Source organism: Salipaludibacillus daqingensis (assembly GCF_029891575.1).
Taxonomy (GTDB): domain Bacteria; phylum Bacillota; class Bacilli; order Bacillales; family Salisediminibacteriaceae; genus Salipaludibacillus; species Salipaludibacillus daqingensis.
In genome coordinates, this window is sequence record NZ_JARZHF010000003.1 from 253,155 (window position 1) to 265,526 (window position 12,372).

Sequence of the window (12,372 nt, forward strand, 5' to 3'; positions counted from 1 at the left end):
CCGGTCAACCTTTGCAAGGAACGCAGAGCCTGATTTGTTCTCTTCCATCTATGAAGGAAGAGATACCAATCCATTACTTCCTATTTTCCCTAAACATTACTTCTTTTTCATCAATACGACGCTTCCTAAACGAGGAATCGCCAGGCTCTTGGAGTACTTGTCTCCTGTTGTGGCATCTGTCCAATCTCCACTAGGTAAAGATACGTCATGTCCTTTTTCAACATCATGATTCAGGACAGAAAGATAGTCATACTCTCCGCAGTTTCTTTTAACTATTTCAACGTTTTCCGCTGATTCCATAAAAGGGACTTCGGTATCTGTAAACACAGACGTATAGAGTTGATTCATCATCTCCGGACTTAATCCACAGCCGACATAATAAACCGTTCCTTTTCCATACGTGTTGCGAGTGACCGCTGCTTTGTCTTGAAACCAAGAATCGTTATATGTGGCTAGTACCTCTGCCGTATCCGCTTCAACATAGTCACACCATACGTTCACCGTTGCTTCCATTCCACTTAACGGTCCGCTAATTCCTTTGACCTGACTAGATTTGTTTTCTCGAAGTGACTCATACTCGTGCACTTCTATTCCACATAAGTCAGCTAACTCTCCTGGTAATGTCTTATCTGTTACAACGTTATCTTCATCTTTCACACCTGTTCGATAACTAAAGATAACCGTGCCGCCATCTTCCACGTATTTTTTCAATTTGTCATTGAAGCCCGTTTTCGTTAAAAAATAAATTGGCACGACAACAACTTTATACTTACTCAGGTCCTCATCAGCACGAATAATATTTCCTTGTACGTTCATTGCGTGAGCAGGCTCGTAAAAACGGAGAAATTCTTTCACATAATCAAATTGATCGGACTGTGGTTGAATTTGCCACGCCCACTCATTTTCAGGATCGTGATAAAAAGCGACATCAGCGGAATAATCAGACGCAATCCAATCATCAGCAAATCCACGTAACGAGTCAATTACTTCTTTTACTTCGTCGTATTTACGCCGTGGTTTGCCGTCGTGATCTAAAATACCGTGACAAAATTGTTCTGTTCCAAACCGAGCCGCTCGCCAACGGAAGTAAACAATGGCCTCCGCTCCGCGGGACATCGCTTGGTATGTCCATAATTTCAAGTGACCAGGACGAGGAAGGTAGCCAATTTGACTCCACCCTTGCGCACCAGAAAGTTCTTCCATCACCCAAAACCCTTTTCCATTTTTCGTTCCTCTGCAAAGATCATGTTGTCTGGCAATGGCAGCTGGTGAAATGGGATCTGCCAATCCACCCCAAACGGGATAATTATCAAACGATATAAAATCGAGATCTTTCGCTATTTCCTTTTGATCTTGAGCAAGGCCGCTATAAACAAAGTTGTGCGTTATAAACTGTCGTTCATCGACATATTGTCGAAGCGTTTCCACTTGCAAGCGATTATACTTCGTATAGCTGTCTGCGCAAAAACGATCGAAATCGAGAAGCAAACTCGGATTATGTTCTTGATACACTTTTCTTGGCACAGGAATTTGTGACCAATTCGTATAAGTTTGGCTCCAAAACACGGTCCCCCACCGTTCATTGAGGGCTTGTACATCACCATATTTTTTCTCTAGCCAATTTTGAAAAGCTTTCTCGTCTACTTCCCCGTAACTGCGATCGGATTTCTCATGGCCATATTCATTGTCTACTTGCCAACCGATCACTGCTGGATGGTTTCCGTAATGCTTTCCCATTTCTTTCACTATTCGCTTTGATAACACTTGGAAAACGTCACTATTCACCGTATAATGACGACGCGCCCCAAACCCAATCACGTGTCCATGATCGTCCACTGGGAGGACTTCCGGGTATTTTTCAATAAGCCAAGCAGGTGGCGTTGCCGTTGGCGTTCCTAATACGATGTCGAAACCGTATTGATGAATAAGCTCTATCGCCTCATCATATAAACGGAAGTCGAATTCTCCTTCTTCTGGTTCCATGATACTCCAACCAAATTCTGCGATTCTTACAACGTTGATTCCTAACTCTTTCATGAGTTGAAGATCTGTTTCCCATCTTTCACGAGGCCATTGCTCTGGATAATAATCTACTCCTATATACATTGTCGATTTCTCCTTTTTTGATATATTACTCTTTCAAAGATTCCACTATTTTTTAAAAAAACTTCATTTGATAACGCTCTCATACTCTTCCTAAGAAAATTAATTTCTATATCAATTATACTTGTTCTCCTTACACTTTGTAAATTAAATTTATAAAGTTTCTGTTCTTTTATTAATTAACTTTGTTTATGTTCCTCGTTTGATTAAAAAAATCATCACGCCGGCTTGCAGAACAAGTCCCGAAGTGGCTTAGGCATGCTTAGTACTAAAAAGACACAATGAGTGCTAACGTAGAATAACTCGAGCAGGATTTCAAAAAAATAATTCTGTGTATAGGATAATATAATTAAAAAAACAGAGTCAACCATGGCAATGGTTAACTCATCCGTTTTCACCTTTTATGTTCTACTAATAATTCATTTAATGGCATCATTTTACGTTCTCGATTTTCAAATGTAGCAAGCTCTGTTACACCTAATTGCTTTAATTCTGCAAGAGCTTCCTTCCATCCGTGTGAGAGCTCCTCTGGAGAATGAGCGTCTGATCCAAATGTAAATGGAACTCCTCTATCATGAAGCAAGCTTAAAAAATTAGTTGATGGGAATATTTCTCCACATTTTCTTATTCCAGAAGTATTTAGCTCTACAGCCATATTACTTTTAGCTATCACATTAGCTGTTTCTTCCATTTCCTTTTGCATACTTGAAACAGGTTGATAGCCTAATCCTTTCACTGCATCAATATGTCCTAAAATGTCAAACATTCCACTGTTCGCAGCTTTTCGAACGAGAGAGAAGTACTCTTTATAAATCTCATCACGGTCAACGTTAGTCCCTTTCCACCTCTCAGGGTTAAATACGTGATACCCTCCAAAATAATGAACGGAACCAATGATAAAATCAAATGAATATTGGGAGTACAACTCTTTGTAAAACGTTTCCCAGCCTTCAAAATAATCTGACTCTACTCCAAGGCGTACATCGATCATTCCTTTATATTCTTCTTTCAGTTCAAAAATTTCTTTATAGTAATTGGGAAACTCTGATTTAGCCATCGTCATTCCTGGATTAAAGTGATCTTCTTCGTAAATATACAAAGGACTATGGTCCGAGATACCAATGTGAGAAATTCCTTGTTGAATCGCTTTTTCTATCATGTCCCTTATAGAACCAGTTGCATGACCACATCTTTCGTGATGGGTGTGATAGTCTATAATCATATAATCATCCTTTTAACTAGCTTTTGATTTCTTAACCTCGTCTTTTAATAAACTTTTATCTTCTATAAAATTTCCGAGTCTTGCTAGACTAATAGCTACCAATACGGTAGAAATCACTAACACGTAAAAACCTGCAGCCACTCCTATTCCAACTCCACCTACAAATAACATCATCGCTGCAGAAGTTAATCCTTTCACGTTTAATCCATCTTTCAATATGACACCCGCGCCTAGAAAACCTAACCCACTTACTAGTTGAGCGGCTAGTCGCATAGGGTCCATCATGACATTATTAGAACTTGTAGAGAAAGCTTCTACACTGTAGATAGAAATAAGTGTAATTAAACAACATGATATACAAACGTACATATGTGTTTTAATTCCTGCTGGTTTACTTTTAGACGAGCGATCCCAGCCAATCATGAACCCTAAAAATGCGCTAAACACCACTTTAAATACCATTTCTATATAGGGAGAGATATGATAGATATACAAAACTTCCAGTGTCTCCATACCTTCTTACACCCTTTCTTGCATCTTCCTAATTTAAAGCTTGAGCTGTTGCTGCATTCGTTCGTTTTTTCATAAATTCTGAAATAACTTCTGCACTCATCACCATTCCGAAAATAACAATGGTTACCATGAGAGCTTCATCATAACGACTCATTTGTGCTGCTTTCATTAATTCCCATCCAATGCCACCTGCACCAACGACTCCTAAAATGGCAGAGTATCGAATATTTACATCTAATCTAAATAATGACCAAGCTGTGAAAGCAGTTAACACTGACGGGAAGACTCCTTGGAGAATCACTTGTAGTTTCGTAGCTCCTGCAGATTCCAGAGCTTCTACAATCCCCATATCGATCTCTTCTAATGCCTCACCATAAACTTTCACAAGCATCCCTATACTATTAATTGCCAGTGCAAGAATTCCTGGGGTTGGTCCTAAACCAACTGCTACAATGAACAGGAGTGCCCAAATCAAAGCGGGTACTGCTCGAACAAATCCTGCAAAAGCTTTAATAAAATAGCTCAAATATGGAGAGAATGTTAAATTTTTTGCTGCAAGTACTGCTAAAAATAGTGAAATTAATACGCCTAAAATGGTTCCTAATATAGCAACTTGAATTGATTCTATCGCTGCACCGAACAGATTTAACGGTTCATTTGTTACAGGTGGAAACATATTTGAGAAAATATAACCAAGTCTATCAATACTTCTCACAATTCTTTCAGGAACGATATTTAATTGAAGCATGCTGAATACAAAGAATGCGAATGCTAGAAAAGTAAATATGGAGTTTTGAACTTTCTTTTGCTGACGAAATGTTTCCTTATTTTTAATCATATAATCCGCTCCCTTATCTTAGCTGTCATATATTCTACTAGTAATATAAGGGCAAATATCATAAGTATCGCTGTAGCCGCTTCTTTGTATTGAAATAGATTGATCGATCCTTGTAAATAGTAACCTAATCCACCTGCTCCGACTAACCCTAGAATGGCAGCTTCACGAATATTCATATCTAATTTATATAAGGACCATGAGACAAATCCTGCTTTGAATTGAGGCCATACAGCTTGCCCAATAACTTGAAACCAGTTAGCTCCTGTCGCACGAACACCCTCTAATTGATTCTCATCAATACTTTCTAATACTTCCGCGTAAGCTTTTCCTAAAATACCTATACCTGATAGACCGATCGCAATTGTACCAGTGAGAGGTCCTAGGCCGATTCCAGAAACTAATATAATTGCCCAAACAACAGCTGGTACAGAACGGAGGAATGCCGTGACACTTCGACTAACTCGAGCAACAATCCAGTGCGGCGATAAATTGTTTGCTGCCAAAACTCCTAGAATGAGAGAAACCAAAACGGAAATAACCATCCCAACGTAACTCATATATAACGTATCTAGTGCAGGACTTATTAAACTACCAATGACCGATAAATCTGGAGGAAACATATCCGTAAATATAAACACCAATATTTCGTATGTTCCAAAGACTAAGCTTAATAAATTAAACCCCGTCCCCCAAATGGACCATAAAGCTAATAATGAAATGAGTCCGACAATATACGCTTGGCTTTTGAGTAATATTTTTCGTCGCCGTTTATATTCATCGTATTTAGACTGTTTTTTTGTCATCGAAGGTTGAGATGATGGACTTACTTTAAGCGCTTCTTGTCTCATACTGGCATCGCCTCTTTGTCAGTAGCGTATATGGCTTTAATCACATCTTCCGTTAGTTCATGAACAGGGCCATCAAAATAAACTTCTCCATTTTTTATACCTACAATACGATCCGCATATTCTTTTGCAAAATCAACTTGGTGAAGGTTTACGATTGTTGTAAACCCCTCATCTCGACATGCTTTTTGCAAATAATCCATGACCACTCGAGACGCATTTGGATCTAAACTGGCAATCGGCTCATCAGCAAGAATCATACTTGGCGATTGATTGATAGCACGAGCAATCGCCACTCTTTGTTGTTGGCCTCCACTTAATTCATCAGCTCGTTTGAATGCTTGCTTTTCCAATCCTACTCTTTCCAAAATGTCCAACGCTTCTTCCACTTCTTCTTGTCCAAAAAGCCCTAAAGCTCCTTTCCAAGTAGACATGTACCCTAGTTTTCCGTGCAAAACATTCCTGACAGTAGGTAAACGTTTTACCAAATTAAACCCTTGAAATATCATTCCGATGTTTCGGCGGATTTTTCTTAATTTCGCTCTGTTTGCTTTGACGATATCTTCTCCGTGAAAGAGTATTTCACCACCAGAAGGTTCACTCAATCGGTTGATAGAGCGAAGAAAAGTACTCTTCCCCGCTCCACTAGGCCCAATTATGACAATGAACTCTCCTTTTTTCACGGAGAGGCTAATATCTTTCAGCGCCTCTGTGCCATCAGGATAAGTCTTATTTAAATGTTTTATTTCTAAAATAGTTTCCATCATCATCAAGCCTTCCTTTCATCTAGCTGTTAATTTAACAATTCCTCTGGTGACATACCTAGCGCCTCTGCTGTTTCTCTCATAATGTCAAAATCGCTGTCATCCACTTCAATCCAACCAGCTTGGAAATTCGCTGACTCCAAAAATTCTTGTAATTCTTCTTGCTCAGCCATATCAGCGAATGCCTGTTGCAATTCCTCTTTTAAACTTTCTGGCAAATCTGCAAGATAAGCATCTGGTCCTCGTGGAATATCGCCAGTCGTTGAAACAATTTTAATATTGTCATATTCCGGATGATCCCCATGCGTATCTTCAAGGTTTCCAATAATGAAGTCCGCTACTCCCGCTGCATCAACATCGCCATTTAATACGGAAATGAAAGCTGAGTCGTGTCCACCTGCAAAAACAACGTTTCCAAACATTTCATCCACTTCATCGTTCGTGATTCCTAATTCATTAATTAAATGTGCTTTTGGAAATAGGTGACCTGACGCTGACGTAGGATCTACCCATGCGAAATCTTTTCCTTCTAAGTCTTCTAATGAATCAATTCCTGAGTCTTCCAACGTAATAATGATTGAATTATAAGCCGCATCTTCCAGATCATTAATTCCCATTGCGAACGCCTCTGCACCTGCACGTTCATGGGCTAGTGTGTATGCAAATGGTCCAAAGTGTGCTTGATGAACATGTCCTCCACGCATCGCTTCAATCATTGCTGTATAATCTGTGCCATGGAAAAATTCTACCGGAATACCTAGTCTCTCTTCCAAAAATTCTCTCATAGGGTCCCATCTGCTCTCTAATACAGAAGGGTCTTCCCCTGGTACTAAGCCGTAGACAAATTCTTCTGGCCAATCTTCTCTATCATCTGTTGTACCTTCATTTTCAGAATTAGTATTTTCTTCATTATTTGTTGCCCCTTCTACTTCATTAGTTTCATTATCTTCATTTTCCCCGCAAGCAAATAGTAAAGAAAAACTGATAACTCCGATAAATAACGTTGAAATTTTCTTCATGATTAATTTCCTCCTTGTGATTTTAATTAAGTACGATTAACACACTACTGATAAAAGATTAAGGAAGTATTAAAGGAATATAAACATACTGTTAATATCTATTAACGAGCATTCATAAATCCTAAAAGCAGCTACCATATTAAAAAAGTAAGATTGATTTTTCAGATATTCCTCTTATAAAAGTACGATTTTTTCAAAAATATAAAGAATTATTTTTCATGGTAATCCTCCTTGTTTTTTGTTTATTACCATTGTTTGTAAACCCTTTCATAATTATTTTTAATATTTAGATAATTATTAATTTGTAAACTCATCATAATACATTTTTGTAAGTATGTCTAGACAATAATTAAAAAATGTTTGTAGTTTTTATCATTTTCCATTTATAATAATAAGTAAGACTAATAAAGAATCGGGTGAGCTCAATGGTTAATAAATCTTCTTCCATACCTCTTTATGTACAAGTAAAAGACATACTTGAAAAAGAAATTCAAAGTGGATCGTACGAACCAGGTGATAAATTACCTACAGAAAAGGAATTAACAAAACGTTTTGATATTAGCCGCATGACATTAAGGCAGGCAACAAACGCACTTGTTGAAGAAGGTTTTCTTAAACGCCTTAAAGGAGTCGGAACGATCGTGCAAGAAAGAAAACTTGAGCAAAGCCTTACGACATTAAAAAGCTTTACAGAGGACATCATGGAAAGAGGAATGAAACCATCTTCAAAAGTGCTTTCATTCCAGAAACAAAAAGGGACGTTTGAATCTATTGAAAAAATGGGCATTCAATTAAAAGATGACATGTGGGTTACAAAGCGGATTCGTTATGCAGATGAAAATCCTATAGCTGTTGAAACGAACATTATTCCAGTCCATCTATTACCAGAATTGACTGAGCAAGACATGGAACGCTCCCTTCATGAATGTATTAAAAATAGCGGGTATACGATGGGGAAGGCAAGCACATCTATTGAGGCTTCTATGCCATCGGAAAGCGAAAGAAAACATTTGGACATTCAAGAAATTTCACCGGTTTTAATTGTTGAAAGAGTCACTTATTTAGATGACGGCAGACCTATCGAGTGGTCTATATCTGTTAATCGTTCAGATAGATACCGATTCTCTGCGGAACTGTTAGCACAGCCAAGGTCTCATTCATCAAATTCAAATACATCTAATAATAATTGAACCGGGTCACATTCCATTTAGCTAAATGCCTTTATCTACTGTTGGCTAAACTCACATAACACCCCCTCAGAGATTTCCTTTATGATATAGTAAAAGTAACAAAGTATTTTACTAAACATTTCTAAAATGGTTATTATGTTGTTATGAAGGAGGAAGACATGGCCACCATTCGTGATATCGCTAAGAAATCCGGGTTCTCCATTGCCACCGTTTCAAGAGTACTCAACTACGATGAAACGTTGTCTGTGTCAGACGATACGAAAGAACGGATTTTCAAAGTATCAGAAGAACTGAACTATCGCACATTAAAACAACGATCGGCTAAAAATGAAAAAACAAAATATCGGCTTGGAATTGTGCTTTTTAATTCTGAACAAGAAGAAATCAACGATCCCTATTTTTTAGCGATACGGCTTGGAATTGAAAAAGCATGTACGACGAAAAAAATTGATTTGATCAAAATATATCGCCAAAACAATAACTTAGATCTTTCCCATGTTGATCAAGTAGATGGATTGATTATCGTTGGTAGACTTTCTCCAGAAGAAATCGATGAAGTTAAAAAAATAACCAACTATATTACATTTGTCGATTTCTCACCTCTAGAGGCAACTCAAGACTCTGTCGTTATCGACTTTCAAAAATCGATGATTAATGTATTGGACCACTTACTGTCATTAAATCATCGCAACATCGGCTTTATTGGTGGTAAACAACTTATTCGCCCTGAAATAACGGTCATGGATTATCGAGAAAAAGCTTTTAGAGATTACTTGTCTTCGATCAACCTTTTTGATGAAAAATTTGTCTTTACAGGACTCTTTTCAACGGAAGAAGGTTATGAGTTAATGAAAAAAGCACTCCAACAACCTAAACTTCCAACTGCTTTTTTTATCGCTAGTGATTCCATGGCCATTGGTGCGCTTAGGGCTCTTCACGAAAATAACATCCACGTCCCTCAACAAGTGTCGATTATCGGATTCAATGACATTTCAGCATCCAGCTATCTGCAACCTTCCCTTTCAACAGTGAAAGTGTATACCGAATTCATGGGAGAAACGGCCGTTGATTTGATGATCGAAAGGCTAGAGACAAAGCGGAAAATTCCGAAGAAAGTCGTTATCCCAACGGAATTAATGATTCGAGAAAGCACAGCCCAACAAAACTAAAGTAGAGGCTACATCAAAAGCCATTCTAAATTCACAAAAAAGGATGTTGAGAAAGCAAAACATCCTTTTTTCTTGTCATATAAAACCACTCTGGATACCATTTTCATCCGTCATGGGAAACATTCTTATCGGTGTCTAGCCTATTTATATTTCAACTTCATTCCCAAAATAAAACTAGCTAAAGCAAATGTAACTAAATTTGCTGCAATAATAGGAATATCCTTGATCATAATTCCGTACACAAGCCATAAAAAAACGCCTGTCGTGAACAAAGTATACATCCCTAGGGAAATGCTTTCTGTATTTTTTTCTTTGATTGTTTTTATCGCTTGTGGTAAAAAAGAAACCGTTGTTAAAACTGCTGCTAATAGTCCGATGATAGCAATTATTCTCACAACCTTTCGTATTTCAAGAAAAAACCTCTACCCTATTTTATCGGATAGAGGCTCTTGTCAATTAGTTAACAGCCGTCAATTTGTATAGAGAAGACTTGAAATCTCCAATATTGTCGTCTTGAGGAGGAACAGATCCTGAATATTCATTTTCGATCATCAAACCAGGTCCCATTAATTCATCACCATAAAAGCTTCCAGCTTTCCCTTCAATCCTATACTCTTTTTTCTCGTCTAATCCTTTTAGGATCATTCGTTTAAATCCTGGGTTTGGCTCAGCAAGTATTTTGTAATATCCTGCTAATGCTTCTTTTTTGTCTTTAGAGACAACCATCCAACCTACTCGATTTCCACCATCCTCAAACGGACTAATTAACCTGAAGAATGTTCCGTTTTGAATAAGTTGTCGATGCTCTTTATAAAAATGAACCTGCTTTTTGACAGCCTCTTTTTCTTCTTGGGACATATTTGTGATGTCCAATTCGTAACCGAACATTCCAAAGAAAGAGACGTCTCCTCTCATTTTCAAGCTCGTATGTCTGTGTACTTGATGATTCGGTACGTCTGACACGTGAGCACCAAGTGAGCTGAGCGGATAAGCCATCGTTGTTCCATATTGAATTTTCAATCGTTCAACCGCATCGGTATCATCACTCGTCCACGTCTGCGGAGCATAATAAAGCATCCCCGGATCAAAGCGGCAACCACCACTTGCGCATGATTCAAACAATACGTCTGGAAATTCTCTTGTTAGACGCTCATATAATTCATACACACCTAAAATATATCGGTGTGCGATCTCACTTTGACGTTCAGGTGGTAGTTTCGCAGAACCAATTTCTGTCATGTATCGGTTCATATCCCACTTTACATACGTGATAGGCGCTTTTTGCAATACTTCAGCCATTTGATCAAATAAATGACTAACGACTTCTTCGCGTGAAAAATCTAGTACAAATTGATGCCTACCGTGAGAAGCTCTTCGTCCTTCGACTTGAATAATCCAATCCGGGTGTTTTTTATATAATTCACTTTCTTTGTTGACCATTTCTGGTTCAAACCAAAGACCAAATGCCATACCAAGATCGGTAATTTTCTCAGCAATTCCTTCGATTCCATTTGGAAGTTTCGCTTCGTCTGTGAACCAATCTCCTAATGACGTTGTATCGTCATCTCGTTTACCAAACCAACCGTCATCCAAAACAAATAGCTCGATACCGAGCTCTTTTGATTCTTTTGCAATCGACAATAATTTTTCTTCATTGAAATCAAAGTAAGTCGCTTCCCAATTGTTAACTAAAACAGGGCGCTCTTTATTTTTCCAAGGTCCACGAACGAGTCGCTCGCGGTAAAGATCATGATATGTCTGACTCATGCCATTCAACCCTGTGTCAGAATAAACCATGACTACTTCTGGAGCTTGAAACATTTCACCTGGTTCTAGTAACCAATGAAAATCAAACGGGTTAATTCCCATCGTTACACGAGCTACATCATAATGGTCCACTTCCACTTGAGCAAGGAAATTCCCACTATAAACAAAGTTGAATCCGTATGCTTCCCCTTGATGTTCATTCGTGTCTGGCCGTTTCAAGGCAAGGAACGGATTTTGCTGCGAACTGCTCGTTCCACGAGTGCTAGAAATACTTTGGATGCCTGATTGAAGTTCCCTTGTTTTCACGTGACGTTCTCTAGACCAAGAACCCGACAGTTGAACCATCTCATAGTCCGCATCAAACATATCAACACTCGCACTAAGTGCTCGATTTAAGACGAGTTTCTGATCTCCTTTATTAATAAACTTCGCACTTCTTGTGATGACATTTCTATTTTCATAGATCGTATAGGATAACTCAATTTTTGCATCAATCAATGAATCTACCAACACAACAATAAGCGTTGTCGCTTCTTCTTCTTGTTCCGTGTAAGTCGCTGGTAATCCTTCTAATAAAGGTTTACCAGAAAATATACTGTGGGAATCGTATTCAAACATTGTCGTACGGCTTCCATTTTCTTGAAGGATCTGATAAGCAGGTTCTCGGTAATCTGTTGAGCCATAAGCAGGATATTCTTGTCTTAGAATATCTAATGAGAATGATAAATCTCCTTCGAACACACAGGACATCCCTGCCCGAGGTTGCTCTCGGTAAAGATGTTGGAAAGACTCTCGATTACGGATCCGCTTCCCGTAGTAAAGATGACCTAACTGATTGTTTTTCATGATCGTAAAAATATAGCTTAATCCTTTGTTTTGTAAGTGAAATTCTTTTGTTTTTTCATTGAAATATATCGGCATGTCTTTTCCTCCATTACAACA

11 protein-coding genes are annotated in these 12,372 nt (G+C 38.3%); 2 read left to right on the top strand and 9 right to left on the bottom strand.

Going from position 1 to position 12,372, the window contains the following annotated elements:
- Positions 1-96 precede the first annotated feature (96 nt).
- From QDN89_RS08045 to QDN89_RS08075, 7 genes are all read right to left on the bottom strand, one after another.
- The gene (locus QDN89_RS08045) at positions 97-2,106 is read right to left on the bottom strand and encodes a beta-galactosidase (protein ID WP_280769597.1); all 2,010 of its coding nucleotides are present in this window, start codon (positions 2,104-2,106) and stop codon (positions 97-99) included.
- 391 nt (positions 2,107-2,497) lie between these two features.
- A complete protein-coding gene (locus QDN89_RS08050) occupies positions 2,498-3,325 on the bottom strand; it encodes a histidinol-phosphatase HisJ family protein (protein ID WP_280769598.1) in 828 nt (275 codons plus the stop codon).
- A 12-nt stretch (positions 3,326-3,337) separates the two neighbouring features.
- Entirely contained in the window at positions 3,338-3,838 is a 501-nt protein-coding gene (locus QDN89_RS08055) for an MgtC/SapB family protein (RefSeq protein ID WP_280769599.1), read from the bottom strand.
- A gap of 28 nt (positions 3,839-3,866) precedes the next feature.
- Positions 3,867-4,676 carry a phosphonate ABC transporter, permease protein PhnE gene (gene phnE / locus QDN89_RS08060; protein WP_280769600.1) on the bottom strand — a complete coding sequence of 270 codons (810 nt, stop codon included), beginning with the start codon at positions 4,674-4,676 and terminating at the stop codon, positions 3,867-3,869.
- Positions 4,673-5,524: a phosphonate ABC transporter, permease protein PhnE gene (phnE, locus tag QDN89_RS08065; protein WP_280769601.1), complete on the bottom strand. Its 852-nt coding sequence runs from the start codon at positions 5,522-5,524 to the stop codon at positions 4,673-4,675. Before phnE (QDN89_RS08065) ends, phnE (QDN89_RS08060) begins: the two co-directional genes overlap by 4 nt.
- A complete protein-coding gene (gene phnC / locus QDN89_RS08070) occupies positions 5,521-6,288 on the bottom strand; it encodes a phosphonate ABC transporter ATP-binding protein (RefSeq protein ID WP_342394371.1) in 768 nt (255 codons plus the stop codon). Before phnC ends, phnE (QDN89_RS08065) begins: the two co-directional genes overlap by 4 nt.
- Before the next feature lie 26 nt (positions 6,289-6,314).
- Positions 6,315-7,304, bottom strand: coding sequence for a phosphate/phosphite/phosphonate ABC transporter substrate-binding protein (locus tag QDN89_RS08075; protein ID WP_280769603.1), 990 nt, complete (start codon positions 7,302-7,304; stop codon positions 6,315-6,317).
- A 425-nt stretch (positions 7,305-7,729) separates the two neighbouring features.
- On the opposite strand from QDN89_RS08075, the gene QDN89_RS08080 reads away from it, so the two are divergent.
- Positions 7,730-8,494 (top strand): GntR family transcriptional regulator, encoded by a 765-nt coding sequence (locus tag QDN89_RS08080; protein WP_280769604.1) that lies wholly within the window; start codon positions 7,730-7,732, stop codon positions 8,492-8,494.
- 158 nt (positions 8,495-8,652) lie between these two features.
- The gene (locus tag QDN89_RS08085; RefSeq protein WP_280769605.1) at positions 8,653-9,663 is read left to right on the top strand and encodes a LacI family DNA-binding transcriptional regulator; all 1,011 of its coding nucleotides are present in this window, start codon (positions 8,653-8,655) and stop codon (positions 9,661-9,663) included.
- 140 nt (positions 9,664-9,803) lie between these two features.
- Here the strand turns inward: QDN89_RS08085 and QDN89_RS08090 are convergent, their stop codons facing one another.
- Together QDN89_RS08090 and QDN89_RS08095 are read right to left on the bottom strand one after the other, a co-directional pair.
- The gene (locus tag QDN89_RS08090) at positions 9,804-10,058 is read right to left on the bottom strand and encodes a SemiSWEET transporter (protein WP_280769606.1); all 255 of its coding nucleotides are present in this window, start codon (positions 10,056-10,058) and stop codon (positions 9,804-9,806) included.
- 61 nt (positions 10,059-10,119) lie between these two features.
- The gene (locus QDN89_RS08095) at positions 10,120-12,351 is read right to left on the bottom strand and encodes an alpha-galactosidase (protein ID WP_280769607.1); all 2,232 of its coding nucleotides are present in this window, start codon (positions 12,349-12,351) and stop codon (positions 10,120-10,122) included.
- Between the last annotated feature and the right edge of the window lie 21 nt (positions 12,352-12,372).

What these genes read in the sequence shown, in the direction of transcription:
- QDN89_RS08055 (WP_280769599.1), bottom strand. Translation starts at nt 3,838, where the DNA reads ATGGAGACACTGGAAGTTTTGTATATCTATCATATCTCTCCCTATATA.
- QDN89_RS08095 (WP_280769607.1), bottom strand. Translation starts at nt 12,351, where the DNA reads ATGCCGATATATTTCAATGAAAAAACAAAAGAATTTCACTTACAAAAC.
- QDN89_RS08045 (WP_280769597.1), bottom strand. Translation starts at nt 2,106, where the DNA reads ATGTATATAGGAGTAGATTATTATCCAGAGCAATGGCCTCGTGAAAGA.
- QDN89_RS08050 (WP_280769598.1), bottom strand. Translation starts at nt 3,325, where the DNA reads ATGATTATAGACTATCACACCCATCACGAAAGATGTGGTCATGCAACT.
- QDN89_RS08085 (WP_280769605.1), top strand. Translation starts at nt 8,653, where the DNA reads ATGGCCACCATTCGTGATATCGCTAAGAAATCCGGGTTCTCCATTGCC.
- phnC (WP_342394371.1), bottom strand. Translation starts at nt 6,288, where the DNA reads ATGATGGAAACTATTTTAGAAATAAAACATTTAAATAAGACTTATCCT.
- QDN89_RS08080 (WP_280769604.1), top strand. Translation starts at nt 7,730, where the DNA reads ATGGTTAATAAATCTTCTTCCATACCTCTTTATGTACAAGTAAAAGAC.
- phnE (WP_280769600.1), bottom strand. Translation starts at nt 4,676, where the DNA reads ATGATTAAAAATAAGGAAACATTTCGTCAGCAAAAGAAAGTTCAAAAC.
- QDN89_RS08075 (WP_280769603.1), bottom strand. Translation starts at nt 7,304, where the DNA reads ATGAAGAAAATTTCAACGTTATTTATCGGAGTTATCAGTTTTTCTTTA.
- phnE (WP_280769601.1), bottom strand. Translation starts at nt 5,524, where the DNA reads ATGAGACAAGAAGCGCTTAAAGTAAGTCCATCATCTCAACCTTCGATG.